We start from the raw sequence: 23,168 nt of genomic DNA, 5'->3' as shown, positions 1-23,168 counted from the left end.
ATTATCCCGGATGATTCACCGTGCAGCGCACGGGCCAGGCCCAGAGGAAGCCAGAAAGTGCACAGATGCCCTGCCGGAGGATTTCCGGCAGGGCATCCAAACGGACTCACCAGAGTACGGTCAGACCTCGCTACTTCTTGGGAAGGTGCACCTTGGGGTTCTTCTTCCCCTTGTTGTTGCCGTATGCGACGATGTCGATCGTCTCTCCGCCGGACGTCGAGCTCGGCCGCCACGTAACAATGGTTTTGTCTTCGAGCAGGTAGCTCTCCCGGCCTCCGACATCCGGAAGCCGTTCGCCACCCTTGGCCCACCGCTCGAAGGCAGCGCGCATCTCTTCAGGGCTTTGCATCTCCCTGACGTGCTTCTGCTTGCCCCGAGGCAGATCGTTGAACTCAGATGCCCACTTGCAGCCCGAGTTGTGGACCAGGACCGGAGCATCCCCGGCCATCGTGTAGAAGGTGTGGATGCCGTTGACGGTGAGGTTGTAGACCTTCTGAGGTGCCGTCCACGCCTTGGTTGCCGTGACCTTGACCCAGGTACCGGACGAGGTACGGAGCATCGAGCCCGGCCTGATCTCACCAGCTGCGATCCAGTTCCGCTGGTCCTCCAGCCAGAAGGGATGGCCCTCGGTCGCAGTGATCTTGCCGCCGCCGGTGTCCACGGTCAGCTCGACCAGGTGCTTGGTGCCATTGCCGACGATGACGTCATCGACGGGCCTCGCTTCGGTCCTCCCCGTTGTGGGGTCGGTTGACAGGACCCTGTCGCCGACCTTGATGTCCTTGATCTGCTTGGTGGTCCGATCCGCCAGGACCACCGGCGTCTCCGGGGTAAAGCTGTTCACCGGGCACGGCGGGGCCCATTTGCGGCCGGCGCTGAAGAGCTTCTTGAAGAAGCCCACGATCTTCTTGCCGCCCTTCGCGGTCTTGCCCGCGTTGACGACACCGGCGCCAGGCGCGATTCCGACGCAGGACATCGCGGCGTCGACGTACTGCTTCTCCGCTCCGTACCAGCCGCAGTTGACCCCATTGGCCGCGTTGCTGACGATCGGGATGTCAGTACTACCGAGACCGTCGAGGAGGAGGTGACCGCCGTCCTTGGCGAACTGCCCCCAGTCGATCTTGCCCTCTTGCGCGAGGAACTCCTCGCGCAGGCGATCGAGCTGGTCCAGTTGGTCCTGGGTCTCGCGCTCCTCCTTGCCTTCGAGCCTCTTGCGCTCTTCCTCGGCCTCCTTGAACCGCTTTTCGATGGCGATGGCCATGGCCTCGCCGGCTGCCTTGTCCGCCGCGGCGGCATCCTTGCCGGCTGCTTCGGCGGATGCGCGGGCCGCGTTGGCGGCTGCCCATGCCTCATCGGCGGAGTTACGGGCTGCGGCTGCCGAGTGCTCGGCCCGGTTAGCGGAGACCTCCGCGTCAAGGGCGGCACGGTCGGCGTCGGCCGCCGCAGCACGCGCCCTTCGCGCGGACTCGGCAGCCTGCTTGGCGGATGCCTCGGCCCGTTCGGCAGACGTACGGGCGTCGGCGGCGTACTTCTCGGCGCGGTCGGCCGACTCCTTGGCCTGACGCTTGTACTCGTTCGCCTTGTCGGCGGCGTTACGGGCGCGCTCGTAGTGCTCGTAAGCCTTGTGCGCGTTCTCCTGTGCGGTCGCTGCGGCCCCGGCGGCCTGAGCGATCAGGCGCTCGATCTGCGCGGCGTGGGTGGCGGCGAGATTGTCCTTACGGGCCGCCATGTACTGACCGGTTTGGAGGAAGTCGTGCAGCAGCTGCGGTGGACCCTCCAGCGCGATCTGCGCCGCGTCCTTGACCTCTGGACCACCACTGCTTACCAGCCGTAGCGCGGCGATCCGTTCATCAGCTGCCCGGGCGCTGTACTGACCCTTGTCGAGGAACTCCAGCAGTCTCTCGGGAGAACCGTCGTCCAGAGCCGCCTTGGCAGCTTCCTGAACCTGCTTTCCGCCCGAGCTGTGTAGACGCAGTGCCTTGATCCGGTACTCACCGTTCGCGGCCTTGTGCTGACCGCTGGTCAGGAACTCGCGGATCGTCTCGTCATCGCCCTTGAGGGCCTTCTCGGCCGCCTGCCGGACACCGGCGTTCAGTCCCTCATCGGCCAAGCGCTCGACGCGCTCGCGCTCGTCCTGCTGAGTCGCCCGCTTCCAGCCTGACGTGACGTAGTCGCGGATCACCTCGTCCGAACCAGCCAGCGCGGCCTCAGCAGCGGCCTCGCTCCACGGTGCACCGGTCCGCATTGTCAACAGCGCGACCTTGCGCCCCTGAGTCACCACCTGCTTCTTATCAGCGTTGGTCTTGGCCGCCTCGGCGGCCAGGCGGGAAACCTCCGCGTTGAGTTCCTTGGCCTCCTTGACCGCGCTGGCCTGGTCGGCCCCGCGTTGGTCGTCCTCGGCCTTGAGGTCCTTGGCCTGCTCGATCGCTTCGGCAGTGCGGGTCTTGAGATCCTCTGCCTCGCTCTTGCCTGCCAGTTCGTGTGTCTTGCGCGCCTGGTTTACGGCGTTGGTCGCCTCGGTTGCTGCTTCGTTGGCGGCCTTGGCGTGAGCTGCGGCCTTGTCGGCTTGTTTGTTTGACTCGCCCGCATGATTGGCCGCGTCCTCGGCTGCGGCGGCCGCCTTGTTGGCATGCCGCGCAGCCGAGTTGGCCGCATCGCGTGCCGCAGCCGCCTCGTTCGCGGCCTCTCGGGCAAGCCCCGAGGAGACCCGCGCTGCCCGGTTGGCCTCGGCGGCGTGTCGCTTGGCCTGATTGGCAGCGGCTCGGGCCTCGGCCGAGTCCGCGCCGGCCGCGTCAGCGAAGCTGCTCGCCTCGCTCGCAGCCGTGGCCGCTGCGTCCGCGTTCGCGCCGGCACCGGCGGCCGCGTCGGCCGCGTGGCTTGCTTCTGTTGCCGCAGTGCGCGCGTGCTCGGCAGCCTCGGCTGCTTTCTCCGCGCCCTTCGCTGCGTCACGAGCCCGCTGGGCCGCCTGCCGTGCGGCCGAGGCCTGGGAGGCATCAGACGCCGCAGCAGCAGCGGCATTCTGCGCCTGTGCAGCCGCATTGGCCGCACCAGCCGCCGCAGCGGCCGCCCGGGAGGCGGCGTTGGCTGCGACCCGTGCCGAGGCGTTGGCCAAGTTGGCCGCGCTGATCGCCTGCTGCGCCGCACGTGCCGCACCCTTTGCAGCCTGGGCGGCACGATTGGCGGCGGCGGCCGCCTTCAGGGAGTCCTTACGAGTCGCCTCCGTCTCCCGCTTGGCCTCCTCTGCGGCCTCCTTGGCCAGCTTCGAAGCCGTCACAGCACGGTCGGACGCCTCCTTGGCCTCCTCGGTCTCGCGCTTGGCTCGGTCGCCGGCCTCCGTGGCCTGCTGCGCCAGCTGCTCAACGGTGGTGCGTTCCTGATCTCGGCTCTGCGCAACGTCCTTGCCGACATCCAGGAACTCCTTGATGTCTGCGGCGGATCCGCCCAGAGCAACCTTGGCTGCCTCCTTCGTCGCGGGGCCGCCCTCGTTCAGCAGGCGCAGAACCCGAACCCGATTGTCCGCCTGCTCCGCGGAGTATCGGGTCTTGTGCAGAAATCTGCGTACGTCGTCTGGAGAGCCGTTCAGCGCGGCCTTACCGGCCTGCTGGACGTATCGGTCGCCGCTGCCGATGACTTGGAGAGCCTGAGTCCGCTGGTCCGCCTCCAGTGGCTTTTCCCAGCCGTCCTTCAGGAAGTTCGCCAAATCCTCCGGAGTCCCGGACAGCGCCTTCGTTGCTGCACCGCGAACATTGATGCCTCCCAGGGAGACCATCCGCAGCGCGTCGATGCGGTTGTCCTGGGCATCAGCACGTACCTGCTCGTTCTCCAGGAAACGCTTCACATCCGCGTCAGTGCCCAACAAGGCCGCTTCCGCTGCGGCCTTGACGCCCTCACCGCCAGCTTTCCAGAACTGGACAACACGGCCACGGTCAGTCACTGGTATGGGACTTCCGTCGTCGGCGTTAGCGGGGCTCGTCCCCACTACACCCACGACGAGTGCCAGCGGAAGCACGCCTCCGCACATGGCGCGTAGGCCGTGACACCGCTTCCTTCTCCCTCTCACTACGTAAAAATCCTTCGTGCTAGTTGTATGTTGCCTCTGATCGAAGCAGCGAGCATAACTGCTGCAAAGCACAGGCAAATTTAAGGTATGCTTACTGCATAGCAGCAGGGGAGCCATGTCCACTCGAAGTGGTACTCGCCATCCCAGTCAGGTAGGCGAACCATCGAGGGCCTGACAGCATCTCGGCATCGCCTCGAGTTCGCTACTCAATGAGCCCTGCTTACTCTCTGAGTTTCGTGTGGTGATACGTTCGCGACTGCCCTTCGGGCCGAACCGCTCCTGCGGCCGAACGTTCCGGCCGCCAACCATCTGGAAGGAACCTCTGGTGATACTTGGCGCGCGCAAGACGCTAATAGCTGTCGTTCTTGGTGCCACCACGGCGATCGCGGGGGTCTGCACCCTCACTGTTGCCCAAGCCACCCCGCAGCCCCCTAACGCCGGTGCCCAGGCGGCTGCCAGTGAGCTCCCGCCGCTCGCGATCGAGGACTTCAAGTACCCGGGCGCAGACAAGATCCTCAAGGAAAAGGGAATCAAGCTCCTGAAGGGCGACGGTCACATCGTCCTGACCGAATGCTCCGCGAACGATTGGAAGATCAAGGTCGAAGCCAACAAGGAATTCGACACGATCTTCCACTGCTTCAAAGTCACCGGGGCGAAGGGGTACCTCACACTGGAGGTTCCAGACGTGAGCGGTATCTGGACCGAGAACCAAGTCGTAAAAGCCACACTCACCTCCAATGGGAAGAAGCAGACGGTCGTCACCAATGAAGGCCCGCACCAGGTAAAGCCCGTTGGCGTGGCCGACAAGCACAACGACTACAACCAGGCCGATCTGCTCGACCTCCGCGTCGGTTGATTCAATCACTCCGCAGCTCCCATTATTTCGGCAACGCAAAGAACGTTAATGTGTGGTGGAGAAGCCGTCGAGGATCCGTCAAGTTGACGGTGCAGCTGGCGAGTTCGGTTTTCCTGAGGGTGTTCGGATGTCGTACCGGGACCTGAGGGTCGGCATGTGTGAGTCGGGTTTCTGGGATCCACGTCTCTTCACAAAGCGACGTGCACCTTCACATCCAACTCAACCCCACCGGGACGACACAACCAGCACTGGAACCGGCATGAACGCCCCCACCGTCCAGTGGGACAGCATCATCGGCTAACCACCTGCCTCGGCGACGGCGCCACCTGCACCGGCCCTAGCCGAGCCTCTGACAACATCCCGCCGGGGCCCGGCAGACACGACTTGAATTAGTCGGGCCTGTAATCGCGCAATGCGCCCTGTGGCAGCACGTTCTTTTTCGCAACGCTCATAAGGACAATCGGCATGCTTTTCAAGCGTTCACGCACGACGTGGACCACCGGTCTGCTCGCTCTTGCTACAGCGGCAGGTCTCATCTCCGCCAGCCCTGCCGGCGCTCTGTCGGGCGACGAGGTGAAGGACGGCGACTACGCGTTCACCGCGAAGCTGAACGTCGGTGACCAGCAGGCCTGTTCAGGCGCTCTGGTGAGCGCGCAGTGGGTGCTGACCGCAGCCAGCTGCTTCGCCGTCGACGGCAAGCCGGTGCAGGCCGGGGCGCCGGCGGTGAAGACGACGGTGACGGTGGGCCGTAGCGATCTGACACAGGCCACCGGCAGCGTGCGCGAGGCCGTTGAGCTGGTGCCGTACGCCGACCGTGATCTCGTGATGGTCAAGCTGTCCAACCGGATCCAGAACGTGATGCCGGTCAAGATCGCCACTTCTGCTCCGGTGGCGGGCGAGCAACTGCGGTCGGCCGGGTTCGGGCGGACGAAGGCGGAGTGGGTCCCCAACAAGCTGCACTCTTCGGTGTTCACCGTCGGCTGGGTTGGTGGCAAGTCGGTTGACCTGAACGGTTCGGCGGATGCCGTGATCTGTCAGGGGGATGCGGGCGCTCCGGCTCTGCGTACGACGCAGAACGGCGGTGTTGAGCTGGTCGCTGTCAACTCTCGTTCATGGCAGGGTGGTTGCCTGGGTACGGATGCGGCCGAGACGCGGACCAGCGCGGTCGATGTCCGAGTGGACGACCTGGGCGGCTGGATCCAGAAGACGGCCTTCCGGGTCCAGGACGACTTCACCGGTGACGGCATCGCCGACCTGGCCGCCATCTGGTCCAACGGCACCATGCACATCTACCCCGGCGACAAGGCCAAGGGCCTGGCCGGCACGGACACCCAGCAGTTGGGCGCGGCCACGTGGAAGACCACGAAGAAGCTGGCCAAGGGTGACTTCACCAACGACGGTGTGGCCGACCTGATGGCGATCCGGTCCGACGGCACGATGTACCTGTACAAGGGCGACGGCAAGGGCAACATCACCGACGGCGTGCGGGTTGCCGCGGGCGGCAACACCTGGGGCACCACCAAGCAGCTCACCGCGGGCGACTTCACCGGTGACGGCATCGCGGACCTGATGGCGATCTGGGACAACGGCACCATGCACCTCTACAAGGGCAAGGGCAACGGCCAGATCGAGGAAGAGACCCCCGTCACCGTCGGCGGCAACACCTGGGCCACGGTGCGGCTGCTGCCCGGCGGGGACTTCAACGGTGACGGCATCGCCGACATCATGGCGGTCTGGAACGACGGCACCATGCACTACTACCGTGGCAACGGCGACGGCCAGATCGACTTCGAACGGCCGGTCGCGATGGGCGGCAACACCTGGAAGACCGTCCCGCACATGACCGGCGGCGACTTCGACGGTGACGGCATCGCCGACATCATGGCCGTCTGGGTCGACGGCACCATGCACCTCTACAAGGGCAAGGGCGACGGCGGCCTCACCGACGGCACCACCATGTGGGGTGGCAACACCTGGAAAACCACCCTCAAGCTGGTCTGACACCTGCAGCGTCCGCCATCACCACGGCTGCCGGGCCCGACATCCACCGGGACCCGGCTGCCGTGCCACGGCAGCCGACAACGGCTGCCGTCCTACGGCGCTGCAGCGGCCCGGATATTTACGCCGTAAGCAATCCCAGCTGCAACCATGCTTCCCGCAGCGCCCGCCTCGCAGAAGCCTCCCCCCGAGGCTTCAACTACCAACACGGGTGGGAGGCATCGCCTGAGGGCCACTCTCAAAGGGTGCCGAGGCGGCGGTTCGGTCTGTGCCCGGCCGTTACAGCCCTGTCCCAGGTGTTTTTCTCCCGTGACACGACACTCATGAGGACAATCGGTATGCGTTTCAAGCGTTCACGCACGACGTGGACCACGGGCCTGCTCGCTCTCGCCACCGGAGCGGGTCTTGTCTCCGCTGCCCCGGCCGGTGCCCTGTCGGGCAACGAGGTGAAGGACGGCGACTATGCGTTCACCGCCAAGCTCAACATCGGTGACCAGAAGGCCTGTTCTGGTGCGCTGGTCGATGCCCAGTGGGTGCTGACCGCGGCCAGCTGTTTCGCCCTGGACGGCCAGGCCGTCAAGGCGGGCAAGCCGGCGGTGAAGACGACCGTGACGGTCGGCCGCACCGACCTGACCCAGAACACCGGCTCCGTACTGGAGGCCGTCGAGCTGGTCCCGCGTACGGACCGCGACGTGGTGATGGTCAGGCTGTCCCAGCCGGTTCCCGGTGTGACGCCGGCCAGGATCGCCTCGGCCGCGCCCGCGCCGGGCGAGCAGCTAACCTCGACCGGCTTCGGGAGGACCAGGACGGAATGGGTGCCGAACAGGCTGCACTCGGGTGCGTTTACCGTCGGTACGGTCGACGGCCGGAGCGTAGGCCTGAATGGCTCGGAGGAGGCGGTGATCTGTCAGGGTGACGCCGGCGGGCCGGCGCTGCGCGGGTCGGGTGCGGAGGCCGAGCTGGTCGCGGTCAACTCCCGCTCGTGGCAGGGTGGTTGTCTGGGTACCGATCCGGCGGAGACGCGTACAGGCGCGGTTTCGGCTCGGGTGGACGACCTCAATCCGTGGATCCAGCAGGTCCGGGCGCTGCCCAAGCGTGCCAAGTTCGCCTCCGGTGACTTCAACGGCGACGGCAAGGACGATGTGGCTGTGCTGTACGACTACGGCACCGAGAACGGCCGCAACCGCACCGCGCTGTGGATGTTCACCAGCGACGGCAAGACTCTGACCGCGCCGCGCACCTGGTGGGACAGCCAGGGCGACTCCTGGAACTGGAACTCCGTCCAGCTCACCGCCGGGGACTTCGACGGCGACGGCAAGACCGACATCGGCGCCCTGTACAACTACGGCAACGAGAACGGCCGCAACCACACCGCACTGTTCACCCTCACCAGCACCGGTAGCAGTTTCAACGCCCCGGTCAAGGCCTGGGACAGCGGCAACGACAGCTGGAACTGGAACGCCAGCAAGCTGACCGCCGGCGACTACAACGGCGATGGCAAGGCCGACATCGGCGTCCTCTACAACTACGGACAGACCGGCGACGGACGCAGCCAGACCGGCCTGTGGACCTTCACCAGCACCGGTACCGGCATCACTGCCCCCAAGAAGGTATGGGACAGCGGGTCCGACAGCTGGAACTGGGACGCCAGCAAGGTCGCCTCGGGCGACTTCAACGGCGACGGCAAGCAGGACATCGCCGTCCTCTACAACTACGGAAACGAAAACGGGCGCAACCGCACCGGCCTGTGGTTCTCCGGCGGCGCCTCCGGCCTCACCTCCCCCAAGAAGGTCTGGGACAGCCAGGGCGACTCCTGGAACTGGAGCGCCAGCAAGCTGACCGCCGGCGACTACAACGGCGACGGCAAGGCCGACATCGGCGTTCTGTACAACTACGGACAGACCGGCGACGGACGCAGCCAGACCGGCCTGTGGACCATGACCGGCACCACCGACGGAGTCAGCGCACCAAAGAAGGTGTGGGACAGCGGATCCGACAGCTGGAACTGGGACTGGAGCGAGGTCATCTCCGGCGACTTCAACGGCGACGGCAAACAGGACATCGCCGCCTGGTACACCTACGGCCCCGGCCCCGACGGACGTGACCGCTCCCGCCTGTTCACCTTCACCAGCACCGCAACCGGCATGAACGCCCCCGCCGTCCAGTGGGACAGCTCCATCAGCTAACCACCCCGCATCAGCGGCGGCGCCTCCCGCAACCGGCCCTTTCCCGGGCCCTGCCAACATCCCGCCCCGGGTCCGGCAGACACGCCTTGAGTCAGTCGGGCCTGTACGCGGGCAATGCGCCTTTGTGGCAGCACGTTCTTTTTCGCAACGCTCATAAGGACAATCGGCATGCTTTTCAAGCGTTCACGCACGACGTGGACCACCGGTCTGCTCGCTCTTGCTACAGCAGCAGGTCTCATCTCCGCCAGCCCTGCAGGCGCCCTGTCCGGTACCGATGCCAAGGACAGCGACCTCGGCTACACCGTCAAGCTGAACTTCGGCGACAAGCAGGCCTGTTCGGGCGCGCTGGTCGAGGCGCAGTGGGTGATGACGGCGGCGTCTTGTTTCGCTAAGGGTGGTCAGCCGGCGCAGTCCGGCAAGCCCGCGGTGCGGACGACGGTCACGGTAGGCCGTCCCGACCTCGGTCGCACGGCCGGCAGTGTGGTGGATGCCGTGCAGGTGAACGTGCATCCCGACCGTGATGTGGCGTTGGTGTTGCTGGCGTGGCCGGTCGTCGGTGCGAAGCCGGTCAAGATGAGCAAGACAGCCCCGGCTGCCGGCGAGCAGTTGCGGTCGGTGGGCTTTGGCCGGACGAAGACGGAATGGGTGCCTGGCCAGCCGCATGTGGGGACGTTCACGGTCGGTTCCGTCGAGGACGGCTCCGTCGGCCTCAACGGTTCGGACACGGCGGTGCTGTGTCAGGGTGATGCCGGGGCACCGGCCGTGCGGGACGTCAACGGCACGGCTGAAGTGGTCGCGGTCAACAGCCGCTCCTGGCAGGGAGGCTGTCTGGGTACCGATGCCGCTGAGACGCGTACCAGTGCCGTGGACGGGCGGATCGACAACATCCCGGGCTCCTTTCTGACGCCGCCGGGCAACACCGCCGACTTCCGGCCGCGACTGGCCAAGCTGCTCCCGGATGTCACGACGGTGATGACGGCGGGGGACTTCAACAACGACGGCCGCAGCGACCTGGCTGTGGTCCTCAAGGACGGCAGTCTCCACACCTTCGCAGGCCGGGAGGGCGGGACGTTCGAGTACGGGCGCAAGCTCTGGCCCGACGGCAGCTGGAAGGCCGCCACCAAGATCGTGGCCGGTGACTTCAACGGCGACGGCCAGATGGACGTCGCCTCCGTCTGGAACGACGGACGCATCCGCCTGTTCGCCGGGAAGCCGGACGGCACGCTGGCCGAAGGCAAGCTGATGTGGGGCGACGGCACCAACTGGAACGGCATGCTCCAGATCGCCCGCTTCAAGCCGGACACCTCCGGCCGCGACGGACTGCTCACCGTCTGGTCCACCGGAGACCTGTACGCCTACCCCACCAACAGCGACGGCGTCCTGACCGGGGCCTCGCAGAGCATGTGGAAGGACCCCTCCTGGAAGGGCACGTCCAAGCTCACCACCGGTGACTTCAACAATGACGGCCGGGACGACGTCGTCATCACCAACGGCAACGGCGCTCTGCTTCGCTACGGCAACAGCCAGGGCGGACTGACTGACGGCGTCTCCATGTGGCCTGACAAGAGCTGGGGCTCCGTCCAGGCGATCCTGGGCGGTGACTTCGACGGCGACGGCAAGGTCGACCTCGGTGGCCTCTGGAACAACCAGCGGAAGTTTGTCCTGTACAAGGGCAACGGCAACGGGACCCTCGCTGACGGCAAGCACGCCTGGACCCGCTAAGCCCTCGCACCTGCGCGCGGGCGACAGCTGCCTCTTCGAGCCGCGCATCAACTGTCCGTGCCGCCGACGGTCCTTTCGTCGGCGGCACGGACAGGGCGCGGACGAGAAAAGCGTCAGGCTCAACAACGCCCTGTTGATCTGCCAAACCCACCAAGGCAGGCCCCGCCTGGCACCTGCCCCGCGTCCAGATGGCGATGTGACGGTCAACCATCCCGACGGTGGGGTCCATAGACCTGGCCTACCCCCCCACCGTGGGTTGACGCTATGTCAGCCAGTCCCTCACCGTGCGATCCGCGCTTTCGTATCCGCCCTTCGTCATCAGGATTGTCCAGTAGCCGTGAAGCTCCGCCGTATCCGCCTGTCCAGCCATACCAAGCAGGGCATTTGTGCCATGGTCCTCAGCGGGACATTGACCGGTGCCGTGATGAGCCCGATGATCGCGGATGCGCGTACCTCAGGACCCGACCCGGACAGTGCGCAGGCGCAGCCTCGCGGCAGCGGCCGCATTGACCTGCCCGGCCTGGTCCCGCCGCCTCAGATGCCGACGGGACCGGTCGCGTCATCCTCTGGCGGTGCGGCCGGCATCGCGGCCACGGCTCTGGACGCCTACAAACGGGCCGAGTCGGCCGTGGCGGCAGCCAAGCCAGGGTGCAATCTCAGCTGGGAAATGGTTGCAGGAATCGGCCGCATCGAGTCCGTACACGCCTCGGGATACGGGCTGCGCCCGGACGGCACGACCGAGCGCCCGATCCGCGGACCCCGCCTGGACGGCGGTGCGTTCGCCCTGATCCGTGACACCGACGGAGGAAAGTGGGATGGCGACACCGAGTTCGACCGGGCGGTGGGACCCACCCAGTTCATCCCGTCGACCTGGGCGACCTGGGGAGCGGACGGCAACGCCGACGGCGTCCGAGACCCCAACAATCTCTACGACGCCGCCCTGTCCACCGGCCTCTACCTGTGCGCCGGCAGCCGCGACCTGACCCGCGACACGGACCTGGACGCGGCGATCCTCAGCTACAACCACTCCCGCGCCTACCTCAACGACGTCCGCGCCTGGATCCGCACCTACCAAAGCGGCACCACCGCTCGACCCGACCCGATACCCCCCGCCGTCAAACCCATGAGCGGTCCCGATATATCCGGGCAGACGCCCCAGCCCCCACGGCACACCCCTGCACACAAGCCGACGGCCATCCTCCCGGCGCCGACTCCACCGAGGCCGACACCCCCACCGCGTCCCACTCCGCCGCCGACACCTACCCCTGCACCAGCCACGCGGCTGATTCCTGTGGCCCTGGGACGTATGGTCGCCGAAGCGGGCTCGGCCCTCCGCAACCGGCCCAAGGCCAAGGCGCTGAACGCCTCAGGCGGCCCGGCCAAACAAGTACCGGTACGTTTCGAGATTCTCGGCGACACCGGCGCCCGCTTCACGTTCCAAGGCTCCACCGCTGTCGCTGTCGCTGTCACCGACTCCGACGGCATTGCCGCGGCCCCGCAGATCGACGCCGGAACTCATCCCGGCACCTTCACCATCCGCGCCACCCTTGTAGGCACCAAGAGCACCCCGCTCGACATGACTGGCGAGGTCCAGCCCGCTGCCGACGCCCTCACCCGCACCGGCGACCAGCCCCTGGAAGCGTCGGCAAACACCTCGTTCATGAACATCGAGATCGCAGCATCCGTCAGGCACACTCCCGCAGCCGGTCTCGGCCTCACCGCCCAGCTCCAGGCCCAGGACGGAACCGTCCTCCCTGCGGGCCAAGGCCCTGCCTTCCACGATCAGAGCGGCAATCGCGTACACCGACTGCAACTGGCGCCAACCGGACCGGATGGGCATGTGACCTTGCCCGAACTGTTCGCCAACGGTCACCCCGGCGCCTACACCCTGCTCATCACCGCATCCAACGGCACGACGCTTCGTCTCGCCCTTCGCGTCACCACGCCGAACTTGTCGACGTTCACGAAAACATCCCCAGGCCAGGTTCTCTGAAAGCCACGTAATTCCCACTCACGACTTCGCCCAATTCCCCACGGGAGTCACGGAGTTCGGAGAAGAAGGTCTTGGTGCCCGCCTAAAGGTGGCAGGGGGCAGCCCAGAGGCGGGAAGTGGCGATTTTGGTCCGCCTTTGCTGGTGATCTTGGTGTGGTGTCGGCCAGGGAGCGCGACTGTGCCCATGATCGGCGAAGCCTCCGTAGCCTCCGACGCGCGCTCTCGCGCCCGGAAGCTCAGTAGTGCCGGAAGCTCGGCGGTGGTCGCGAGGCTCTCCGCGGGCGTCGCTCGCAGGGCCGGGTCGCCAGCGCCGTGACGTGATCCACATCCACACACCCTCACAAAGTGCTTTACGATTGCTTTACGTGGGTTAGGGTTGGCATCCTGTTCGTCTGCTTCTTCACCCGGCATCGAACCAATTCACGGGATCTCTATAACTCTTTGATATCTCCATGAGTCTGCCTGGTGAGTTTTCAGCGGACCGTACGGGTGGATCGATATCTGAGGAGAGCGGTTTTGAGGCGCCGTACGGCAATCTTCAGCGGCGGCGCCGCCGTAGCGGGTGCGCTGGGTTATGCGGGTCTGAGGACCGTGGAGTCCAGCGGATCAGCGGCTCGTGCGGCCTCGGTCGACCGTGACCTCACTCATCGTGATCCCGCCGCGTCGCCCGCCGCCCGCGCCGTGTTCGCCATGCTCGCCGACCTTGAGAACGACGCACGGGCCGGCCGGCCGGCCAGGACCGTGATCGGCCAGCACGTGGAGCTTCACAATGAGCTGAACAACCCCGAGTACGGCGATTACCGAGGGAAAAAGCCGCCGGGTTACTACTACCGAAAGCCCTTCGACATCACGGGTAAGCTGCCCGGCTTCGTCGAGGTCGACCTTGGTCCCGGATACGGGCAGGAGGGCTGGGGGGTGGACCGGCCGCGCCCGTACTCGGCTTCCTGGCCCGGCCACCGCACTGAATGGGCCTATGCCGATGACGCCGTCGACCTGGCTGTCGGAGTGTGGCGCGGTCTGCCGAGGCCTGCCGACGACACGTTCAACACCGACGGCCGGGAGCCACGCAGTGACGGCGGAGCATCGGCGCTTCCGCAGAACGGGGGCAGGCCTGCCGGGCTCGTCGGCATGTCGTTCCACCAGCCGTGGCCCGGCAGCCGGATCAAGGGCTACGAGGAGACGCTGCGGCGCAACTCACCCGCGGCCCGTGACCCCGACTGGGTGCGGCGGGTTGTGTCGCCGGGCACCGGGGAACACCAGGCGCTGCTCCACGACCTGTCGTTCGTCGCCGACCACCTCGGCTACCTCGCCGCACACGACATACCCGTGCTGCTGCGGCCGTACCACGAGATGAACGCGGGCGCCGAGGACGGCTTCTGGTGGTCCGGTCTGGCACCGGACGAGTACACCGGCTTGTGGCGGATCCTCTATGGGTACTTCGTCGACACCCGCAAGCTCCACAACCTGATCTTCGTTTGGTCCCCGAACGCCTGGGACCACGTCCACGGCAGCGAGCCGTGGGACTACTACCCGGGTGAGAAGTACGTGGATGTGGTCGGGGTCGACGACTACAGCGGTACGCCGCAGAAACCGTTCGGCGGCGGGGCGTGGACCAAGCGGTGGTACGACGGCCTGGCCGACTACGGCAAGCCGCGGATGATGGCCGAGTCCTTCCACGCGCCGGTCAACAAGGCCCAGCCCCACACGTTGGATGAAACCCCCTGGGTGGTCTGGACGGTGTGGGGCCAGGGACTGACCCAGCACAACGTGTCGGGGCCGCAGGGGATGAACACCCCCGCCGATGTAAAAGCCACCTACGACTCCCCGCGCACACTCACCGGCGGCCCCGGCCCAAGCCGCGACGGGCAGGTGTGGCTCGGGCTCCAGTCCGCGTCCGGCGGTCCCGGGCAGGGCTGAGGCCCGGCACTCCCCGTCCTGACACTGCCCTGCCGCCGTTCCGCCGACTTCCCAAGGGGTTGCGGAGCCCCGGCACTTGACTCCTACGAGGTGAGACCTATCTCCGGTTCCCCGGCATCCGGCCGAGCATCACTGTCTTCGATACCACGCATTCACCGCGTGGCCGCGTTCCTTGCCCTTGCCTGGGCCGTCGTTCTGCTCGCCTGGAGCGCGTACAACTGCTTCGGGCAGGTCGGCGTCGCCGACTTCGCCCGGGGGATCGTCTACTTCGGCATCGGCGACGGCTCGGGGCAGGCCGACACGGCGAACCTGAACTGGGCCGTCGTGTACCTGGCGGCAGGCCTGCTCATTCTGCGCGGCAGTGTGTGGGCCCGCGGACTCGCGTGCGGAGCGGCTCTCATCGAGGGCTACAACCGGCTCCGTAGCCTCACTGGCGCGCTGTTCGACAGCCGTCAGCACGACTGGTTCACGCACACCACCGAGGGGCAGCTGAAACTGGCGACGTTCGCCCTCGGCCTCGTGGTCGCGATCGCCCTGGTACTGCTGCTCGTCCGGGACGCGGTGGTGTACGAACCGTGGACACCGCCGGCCAACCCGTGGGCCCAGCACACCGCTCCGGCCCCCCACCAGCACCAGGCGTTCCCGCCGGTCCAGCCGGGATTCGGGCACCAGCCCCCGCCGGCACCGCCCGCCCAGCAGCCGTACCCCCACGGCTACCCGCAGCAGCCGGCCAACCCGTACCCCGGTCCGCCGCAGCCGCCGACGTCCGGCAGCTAGCCGCGGCCCCGTCCCTTGTAAACCACGGAGAATCGTTCATGACTGTCCCTGTCCATGGTGTGGAGCCCACTGCCACACGCCAAGCCGCCAAAATGGCGGAGCGGCACGCAACCTGGAAGCCCGGCCTCATGCCGTTCCTGCTTCCCTTCGTGGTCCTGCTCGCGTTGGGTCTGTGGTCCTACCTGCCGAACAACACGCCCATGGGCTGGGTCCTGACCATCGTGTGGTCCCTGCCGGTGGTCGGCGTGATGGTGGGACTGCAGGGCGGGCTGCTGATCCGCCGCCGGGTCCGGCGCTCCGACGAGATGGTCCCGCCGGCCCCCGTGGAGCAGGACTTCCTGATCGTCCTGGTACCTACCATCGGGCGGCACGACACCTACCCGGCGCTCGAACGTTCCGTCCTGTCCTACGTCGAGCACCTCCCGCAGTACTTCCCCCACATGCGGGTGGACGTCCTCACCGAGGAAGGCTGTGAGGCAGCCGACCGGATCCAGGCACTGGAGGAGCGCAGCCCGCTCATCCGCGTGGTGACCGTGCCGAAGGCGTACGCCACGGCCAACGGCACCCGGTTCAAGGCCCGGGCCAATCACTACTCGCACGAGTTGCGGATTTCCGAGGGTGAGGCGCTGGACGACGTCTGGGTGCTGCACATGGACGACGACACCGCGGTCGGCCCGGACACCTCGGCGGCCGTCGCCCAGTTCATCAACCGGCAGCGCAGGGCGCACCCTGACGACGCCAAGCACATGGCGCAGGGCATCCTCACCTATCCGCGTGAGAACGCGGTCAACCTCTTCACCTGGCTCGCCGACGCGGTGCGTCCCGCCGACGACATCGCCCGGTTCCGGGCACTGACCGGCACGGGCACACCGGTCGCGGGCGTCCACGGCGAACTGCTGCTGCTGCGGGCCTCCATCGAGGCCACCATCGGCTGGGACTTCGGGCCCAAGGCGATCGTGGAGGACGCTCAGCTCGCGCTGACGTTCTGCCGCCGCTACCCCGGGCGCAGCGACTGGTTCAACGGCCGTTGTTACGGCGCCTCGCCGGCCAGCGCCCGTGACTTCGTCAAACAGCGCGAACGCTGGGCCTGGGGTCTGGTGGCGCTCTGCTTCAACCGGACCATTCCGCTGCGCTACCGCTGGTTCCTGTCGGTGTGTGTGGCCACCTGGATCCTCGGCCCGCTGCAGCACATCGGTGCCGTCCTTCTGATCGCCTGGTTCACCGGAAACATGAACACCTCGCCGGTGACCCAGTCGGTGGTGGTGCTGTGGTCGCTGAACTTCGCCTACGTCATCTGGACGTACTGGGAGGGGCTGCGGCTCAACGCCCTGGTGTCCCAGAGCGGCAAGCGCAAGTGGTGGGAACCCATTGTCGTCGTCGGGCTCATACCCGTGTTCTCGATCCTGGAAGGGCTCGGCGGTCTCCGCGGATTCATCAAGTTCGTGCGGCGCGAGGAGAACAAGTTCGTCGTGATCGCCAAACCCGCCTAAATCCGTCTCCCAGGAACTGCCCCATGAAACGATCCCGGTCCCGTATCCCCTTTCTCGCGGTCTTCCCGGTCACCGTCGTCACCGGCGTGATCGCGGTCCCGCTGCTGCTCGGCAACCAGCCTCTGCGCTGGACCGCCGGATCCGCCGTGCCACACCTGGCCATAGGGGACGAGAAGCCCGCCCAGCCGGCCGCCAAGGCGGCCTCGCCCAGTCCCGCCACACCGCCCGCCGTCGTCCCGGCCGGTGCCTCGCCGGTCCACGTGGCCAAGCCGTGGAAGCCGGGCATGCCTCAGTGGGGGGTTCAGATCTACTGGGAGGACAACCCCGAGCAGTCCGGCTCGTACATCACGGAGAAGGCGAAGCTGCAGGCGAAGTACCTGGTCGGCCTCGGGGCCAACTCGGTGTCGGTGTCCTTCCCCTTCTACACCGGCACCGTCACCTCGACGAAGACGTTCGCCGGGCCGCGCACCCCGAGCCCCGCACGGCTCGAAACCGTGGTGAAGGTGTTCCACGACGCCGGTCTGCGCACCACCCTGCGCCCGCTCATGGACGAGAAGTCGCTTGGCAAGATGCCCAATTGGCGAGGGTCCATCAAGCCTTCCGACCGGAACGCGTGGTTCGCCTCGTACAAGACGTTCCTTGCGCCCTTCCTCGATATGGCGCAGAAGAACAAGGTTACCTCCTTCACCCTGGGCAGCGAGCTCAATTCGCTGGAGGGCGACCCGCGTTGGAAGGGTGTCGCCGACGCTGCCGAGAAGCGGTACTCGGGCGAGATCGGCTACGACGCCAACTACGACAACTACACGGCCGGCCGGATCAACATGCCGGTCGAACAGCTCGGCGTGGACGCTTATTTCCCCGTCAAGGAGCCCGACACCGCCTCGGTGAACCAGCTCGTGAACGGCTGGAACACCTGGCTCGACAAGAAATCGACCGGCCTCCTTCCCAAGATCGTGATTTCCGAAGCGGGCATCGCGGCCATGACCGGCGCCTACCACGCGCCGGGTGACTTCTACGTCAAGCGCGCCCTCAACACCGAGGTACAGGCGAACTGGTACACCGCGGTCTGCCGGGTCGTCCAGGAGCGCAAGATGAAGGGCGTCTACTGGTGGTCGCTCTACTTCGACGACAATCCGTTCGCCAAGCGTGGTGACGAGGCGTCACGTATGCACTTCGCTGGCCGGCCCAAGACCGAGCAGGCGATCAAGGATTGCTTCGGCTCCGGCTACGCGGGTCCTGGCAACGCCGTCACTCCGTAACTCCCTCTCGCAGAGCTCCGCTCGCCCCCGGCTGAGGGAGCAGCGGAGCCACACCTCCCGACCAAAGGCAGAAACACGATGAGCGAGGCAATCCTTCTCGTCGGCGGCAAAGGCACCAGGCTTCGCCCGTTGACCACCTTCACGCCCAAGCCCCTGTTGCGGGTGGGCGGCGTGCCCTTCCTGACCCACCAGCTGGCTCGCGCTGCGGCCGCCGGTGTCACCCGGATCGTGCTTGCCACGTCCTACCTTGCCGAGCTCTTCGAGCAGGAGTACGGCGACGGCTCGCGACTCGGCCTTGAACTCGTCTATGTCACCGAGAAGGAACCGCTCGGTACCGGCGGTGCGATACGCAATGCCGCCGACCACCTCAAGTCGGGGCCGGGCGAGCCGGTGCTGGTCTTCAACGGCGACATCCTGTCCGGCCTGGACATCGCCGGGCTGCGCGCCGGCCACTGGGCCTCGGGGGCCGACGTGAGCCTGCACCTGACCCGAGTGCCGGATCCGCGGGCCTTCGGTCTGGTGCCGACCGACGCGGACGGCCGGGTCCAGGCATTCCTGGAGAAGCCCGAGACCGCCGAGGAGATCGTCACCGACCAGATCAACGCGGGCTGTTATGTCTTCACGCGCTCGGTCATCGACACGATCCCGGCCGGCCGTGAAGTGTCCGTCGAACGGGAGACCTTCCCCGGCCTGCTGCGCTCCGGCGGTTTCCTGCGGGGAGTCACGGACGACAGCTACTGGCTCGACCTCGGCACGCCGACGGCCTTCGTGAAGGGCTCGGCGGACCTCGTACGCGGCCTGATCGACTCGCCCGCACTGCCCGGAGCCACCGGCGAAGCTCTCGTGCTGCCCGGTGCGCAGGCACACGAGCAGGCCATCCTGAATGGAGGAACTGTGATCTGCGAGGGGGCTGTCGTCGAGCCCGGCGCAGTGGTCGAGGGCAGCGTCGTGCTGCCTGGAGCCCGGATCGCGGCGGACACACTGGTGCACCGTTCCGTGGTCGGCCGGCAGGCCTCGATCGGCACCGGATCCGTTCTGCGGGAGGCCGTCATCGGCGACGGCGCCCAGGTGGGTCCGCACAACGAACTGCCCGCCGGGGTACGGATCGCCTGCGGGGTCGAACTGCCCGCTCAGGCGGTGCGGGTGTCCGCGCCGATCGCGGCCTGAATTTCCGGTACATCGTCGGAAAGGGCCCGTCGCCATGCGGCGACGGGCCCTTTCCGCTCTCCGTTCCCCGGGAGGTCAGGCTCGCACGATGGCAAGGACCTCGTCGCGGATCCTGGCGACGGTGTCGCTGTCGGGCGCCTCGACGTTCAGCCGGAGCAGCGGCTCGGTGTTGGAGGCGCGGAGGTTGAACCACCAGTCGGCCGTGGCAACGGTCAGGCCGTCGAGATCGTCCACCGCGGCACCGGGCCGGTCCCGGTAAGCAGCCCGGACGGCGGCCGTGCGGTTGGCCTGGTCGGCGACGGTGCTGTTGATCTCGCCGGAGGCCGCGTAACGGTCGTAGGCGGCGACAAGCTCGGAGACTGTGCCGTCTTGATGCCCGAGAGCCGCGAGGACATGCAGGGCCGCCAGCATCCCGGTGTCGGCGTTGAAGAAGTCCCGGAAGTAGTAGTGGGCGGAGTGCTCACCGCCGAACACGGCCCCGGTGCGAGCCATTTCCTGCTTGATGAAGGAGTGGCCGACCCGGGTGCGTACGGGAATGCCGCCGTGCTCCTTGACGACCTCGGGCACGGACCACGAGGTGATCAGGTTGTGGATGATGGTGGAGCCGGGGTGCTTGGCCAGTTCACGGGCCGCGACGAGGGCCGTGACCGCCGACGGCGACACCGGCTCACCGCGTTCGTCGATCACGAAGCAGCGGTCCGCGTCGCCGTCGAACGCGAGGCCGATGTCCGCGCCCTCGGCGATCACGCGGGCCTGGAGGTCGACGAGGTTCTTGGGGTCGAGGGGATTCGCCTCGTGGTTCGGGAACGTGCCGTCCAGCTCGAAATACATGGGCACCAGGTCGACCGGCAGACCATCGAAAACGGTCGGAACGGTGTGGCCCCCCATACCGTTGCCCGCATCTACGACGACCTTCAGCGGGCGGATCCCGGAAAGGTCCACCAGATGGCGGAGATAACCCGCGTAGTCGGCGAGCACATCCCGCTGGGTGATGCTCCCGGGCACGGCGACCGGCTCCGGCGCCCCGTTGTCCGCCCAGCCCTCGACCAGCGCGCGGATTTCGGCCAAGCCGGTGTCCTCGCCCACCGGGGCGGCACCCGCCCGGCACATCTTGATGCCGTTGTACTGCGCGGGGTTGTGGCTCGCGGTGAACATCGCTCCGGGCATGTCGAGCCGGCCGGAGGCGAAATACAGCTCGTCGGTGGAGCACAGTCCGATCTCGGTGACCGAGGTGCCGAGCGCGGCCGCGCCCCGGGCGAAGGCGCGGGACAGCCCGGGCGAGGAGGGGCGCATGTCGTAGCCGATGACGATCGTGTCGGCTTGCGTGACGGTGACGAAAGCCGCGCCGAACAGCTCGGCAAGCCCCTCGTCCCACTGGTCGGGGACCACGCCACGCACGTCGTATGCCTTAACCAGCTGCGACAGACCGGTCACTGTGCACTCCTTGGGAACGAGCCAGAACGAGTAGAGGGATGTAGACGAGGCAGTGGGTAGTACCGGCTCGCACAAACACCCCAAACTACCGCACTCCGCCCCGGCCTTGTGTGGCTGGGGGGAGGGCCGCGGCAGTGGGAACTATCACGCTGCGGCTGACCGGCACCACGAGGCCCTTGGCCATGACCACACCGAGCACCCGCTTCCCTTCCTTACGGCCGAGCCGGCTCCGTCTTGACCGGGCGATGGGCCCAGTGATCTGATCAATACACCTGGCTTGTCCCGATCCCGCCCGGATTGCGGTTCGATCCGTGGACACATGCAACTGCTTGCGGTCATAGCCCCAGAAGCCATGGCAAGCAGCGGCAGCTTCGTAGCCCAGGCCAACGCGAATTCCCGCACGACGTGCTGCATGGCACTGTCGCGTGCCGTGCCGGATCGGTGGCTCCGCCACCCCCTTCCCTGCCCTATGGAGAACCGATGGACCATGTACATTCCCGCGAACACACGGGCCGCAGACGCCGCGCGCTCCTCGCCGCGGCTCTGGCCCTCGCATCGACCGCGCTCAGCACCGTCGGTGCCACCACCTCGGCGGCTACGTCCACCTCGCCAGATGTGCGAAGCGCAGCCACGACCGCGCCGCCGTCGAGCGGGAACCTCTTCGACGACTTCAACTACACGGGTCCGGACGATCCTCGCCTCACCGCGCACGGCTGGACCCTGCGCGGGGAGTCCGGAGGGCCCGGCCCCATCGGTGCGAAGTGGTCCCCGAACGGGGTGAGTTTCCCAGCCGACTCCACCGCGCAGGGCGGCCGGGCCATGCAGCTGCGAGCCAGCACCGACGGCACGGCCGCTGGCACTGTGCAGGCCCAAGTCAGCACCGCCCAGCGCAAGTTCTACAGCGGCACCTACGCTGCACGCGTCTTCTTCACTGACAGACCCACCACCGGCGACAGTGGCGGCCGCCCCATGGACCACCCGGTCCAGACCTTCTACGCCATCACACCGGAGAACCCGCTCTACAGCGAGCTCGACCACGAGTACCTGCCCAACGGCGGCTGGGGAGCCCCCGGTTCCTCACACTTCACCACCGCATGGCACGACACGGATCCGGCGGACAAGGAGACGTACAACCAGGAGGACGCACTCAACTCGCTCCAGGGCTGGCACAACCTGCAGATGACGGCCGTGAACGGCGCAGTCGACTTCTACCTGGACGGCCGAAAGTACTTCAGCCCGTCCTCGAAGTACGCCCCGCGCGAGCCCATGACACTGAACTTCAACGAGTGGTTCATCGACCTGATGTCCCCCGGCCAGACCCGTACCTGGGACCAGAGAGTCAACTGGGTCTACTACAACGACTCCGGTGCCCAGACACCCGCCCAGGTGGACGCCGCCGTCAACGGCTACTACGCCAGCGGCACCCACTTCGTCGACACCGTGCCCAAGAAGACTCCCGCGAACGACCACGACGGCGACGGCATCGGCGACCTCTCCCTGCTGTACGACTACGGCACGGGCAGCGCCACCGGCTGCGGCCAGAACGGAAGCGCCAGGCGCACCGCGCTGTTCGGCCTGCCCGGCAAGGCCGACCGCTCCGGCGGTCTGGGCGGCATCACCCCCCGTTCGGACAGCCCCTGCGAGATGGCCAGTCCGAAGTTCGTCACCTCCGGAGACTTCAACGGAGACGGCAGGAGCGACGTCGCCGCGTTCTACGACTACGGATCTGCAGGTTCCACCTGCTCACCCACCAACCACGTGGCGATCGTTGAATGGCTCGCCGACCCGAAGGGCAACGGCGCGCTTCAGGCCCCCAAGAAGGTATGGGAGAGCACCTGTTGGGGCGGCGGGACCTCGTTCATGAAGTCCGGTGACTTCGATGGTGACGGCAAGAGCGATCTCGCCCTGCTGTACGACTACGGTGCCGGGCACGTCCGCCTGTTCACTCTGACCGCCGACGGGAGCGGCAGCGGCGGGTTCGGCGGCGTGGTGTCCCAGTGGGACGGAAGCAACTGGGGCACGGGCATGAAGTTCCTCACCGCCGGCGATTTCAACGGGGACGGCAAGAGCGACCTCGCGCTCTTCTACGACTACGGTGCCTCCGGCGCCACGTGCAAGGGCGACGCCCACCAAGCCATTTCCACCCTGACCGCCAACTCGAACGGCGACGGCGGCTTCAACGGGGGAGCCGGTCCCACCAAGGTCTGGGAGAGCACGTGCTGGGGAGGCGGTACCGCATTCTTCAACTCCGGTGACTTCGACGGCGACGGCAAGAGTGACCTGGCCCTGCTGTACGACTACGGTGCCGGGCA

The 23,168-nt window shown here is 66.9% G+C and carries 13 protein-coding genes; 11 read left to right on the top strand and 2 right to left on the bottom strand.

Features of this window, described 5'->3' with window-relative positions; all coding sequences use genetic code 11:
• Window positions 1-130 precede the first annotated feature (130 nt).
• Window positions 131-3,931: a polymorphic toxin-type HINT domain-containing protein gene (locus ACWC2B_RS09580; protein WP_450715913.1), complete on the bottom strand. Its 3,801-nt coding sequence runs from the start codon at window positions 3,929-3,931 to the stop codon at window positions 131-133.
• A gap of 451 nt (window positions 3,932-4,382) precedes the next feature.
• Here ACWC2B_RS09580 and ACWC2B_RS09575 point away from each other — a divergent pair, with 451 nt between their 5' ends.
• From ACWC2B_RS09575 to ACWC2B_RS09530, 10 genes are all read left to right on the top strand, one after another.
• Window positions 4,383-4,913, top strand: a complete 531-nt coding sequence (locus ACWC2B_RS09575) for a hypothetical protein (protein ID WP_450715912.1) — start codon at window positions 4,383-4,385, stop codon at window positions 4,911-4,913.
• A 465-nt stretch (window positions 4,914-5,378) separates the two neighbouring features.
• A complete protein-coding gene (locus ACWC2B_RS09570) occupies window positions 5,379-6,914 on the top strand; it encodes an FG-GAP-like repeat-containing protein (protein ID WP_450715911.1) in 1,536 nt (511 codons plus the stop codon).
• A 335-nt stretch (window positions 6,915-7,249) separates the two neighbouring features.
• Window positions 7,250-9,097 carry a trypsin-like serine protease gene (locus ACWC2B_RS09565; RefSeq protein ID WP_450715910.1) on the top strand — a complete coding sequence of 616 codons (1,848 nt, stop codon included), beginning with the start codon at window positions 7,250-7,252 and terminating at the stop codon, window positions 9,095-9,097.
• A gap of 168 nt (window positions 9,098-9,265) precedes the next feature.
• Window positions 9,266-10,819 carry an FG-GAP-like repeat-containing protein gene (locus tag ACWC2B_RS09560; protein WP_450715909.1) on the top strand — a complete coding sequence of 518 codons (1,554 nt, stop codon included), beginning with the start codon at window positions 9,266-9,268 and terminating at the stop codon, window positions 10,817-10,819.
• A 256-nt stretch (window positions 10,820-11,075) separates the two neighbouring features.
• Window positions 11,076-12,812, top strand: coding sequence for a lytic transglycosylase domain-containing protein (locus ACWC2B_RS09555; protein ID WP_450715908.1), 1,737 nt, complete (start codon window positions 11,076-11,078; stop codon window positions 12,810-12,812).
• Window positions 12,813-13,328: 516 nt separating this feature from the next.
• Complete coding sequence (locus ACWC2B_RS09550; RefSeq protein ID WP_450715907.1) at window positions 13,329-14,729, top strand: glycoside hydrolase family 26 protein; 1,401 nt, start codon at window positions 13,329-13,331, stop codon at window positions 14,727-14,729.
• A gap of 159 nt (window positions 14,730-14,888) precedes the next feature.
• Window positions 14,889-15,506, top strand: a complete 618-nt coding sequence (locus ACWC2B_RS09545) for a hypothetical protein (protein WP_450715906.1) — start codon at window positions 14,889-14,891, stop codon at window positions 15,504-15,506.
• Window positions 15,507-15,544: 38 nt separating this feature from the next.
• Window positions 15,545-16,996 carry a glycosyltransferase family 2 protein gene (locus tag ACWC2B_RS09540; RefSeq protein WP_450715905.1) on the top strand — a complete coding sequence of 484 codons (1,452 nt, stop codon included), beginning with the start codon at window positions 15,545-15,547 and terminating at the stop codon, window positions 16,994-16,996.
• A gap of 23 nt (window positions 16,997-17,019) precedes the next feature.
• The gene (locus ACWC2B_RS09535; RefSeq protein WP_450715904.1) at window positions 17,020-18,255 is read left to right on the top strand and encodes a glycoside hydrolase family 113; all 1,236 of its coding nucleotides are present in this window, start codon (window positions 17,020-17,022) and stop codon (window positions 18,253-18,255) included.
• A gap of 78 nt (window positions 18,256-18,333) precedes the next feature.
• Window positions 18,334-19,422 (top strand): sugar phosphate nucleotidyltransferase, encoded by a 1,089-nt coding sequence (locus ACWC2B_RS09530; RefSeq protein WP_450715903.1) that lies wholly within the window; start codon window positions 18,334-18,336, stop codon window positions 19,420-19,422.
• A 75-nt stretch (window positions 19,423-19,497) separates the two neighbouring features.
• Here the strand turns inward: ACWC2B_RS09530 and ACWC2B_RS09525 are convergent, their stop codons facing one another.
• A complete protein-coding gene (locus ACWC2B_RS09525; protein WP_450715902.1) occupies window positions 19,498-20,856 on the bottom strand; it encodes a phosphomannomutase/phosphoglucomutase in 1,359 nt (452 codons plus the stop codon).
• A 480-nt stretch (window positions 20,857-21,336) separates the two neighbouring features.
• Between ACWC2B_RS09525 and ACWC2B_RS09520 the strand changes: the two genes are divergently transcribed.
• A partial coding sequence (locus ACWC2B_RS09520; RefSeq protein WP_450715901.1) for an FG-GAP-like repeat-containing protein occupies window positions 21,337-23,168 on the top strand: 1,832 nt, incomplete at its 3' end.

Source organism: Streptomyces sp. NPDC001415 (genome assembly GCF_053597395.1).
This window is presented reverse-complemented; position numbering and strand designations above follow the sequence as displayed.

Bases quoted from the DNA above. Each gene is read 5' to 3' on its own strand.
- ACWC2B_RS09570 (WP_450715911.1), top strand. From the start codon at position 5,379: ATGCTTTTCAAGCGTTCACGCACGACGTGGACCACCGGTCTGCTCGCT.
- ACWC2B_RS09565 (WP_450715910.1), top strand. From the start codon at position 7,250: ATGCGTTTCAAGCGTTCACGCACGACGTGGACCACGGGCCTGCTCGCT.
- ACWC2B_RS09560 (WP_450715909.1), top strand. From the start codon at position 9,266: ATGCTTTTCAAGCGTTCACGCACGACGTGGACCACCGGTCTGCTCGCT.
- ACWC2B_RS09540 (WP_450715905.1), top strand. From the start codon at position 15,545: ATGACTGTCCCTGTCCATGGTGTGGAGCCCACTGCCACACGCCAAGCC.
- ACWC2B_RS09535 (WP_450715904.1), top strand. From the start codon at position 17,020: ATGAAACGATCCCGGTCCCGTATCCCCTTTCTCGCGGTCTTCCCGGTC.
- ACWC2B_RS09530 (WP_450715903.1), top strand. From the start codon at position 18,334: ATGAGCGAGGCAATCCTTCTCGTCGGCGGCAAAGGCACCAGGCTTCGC.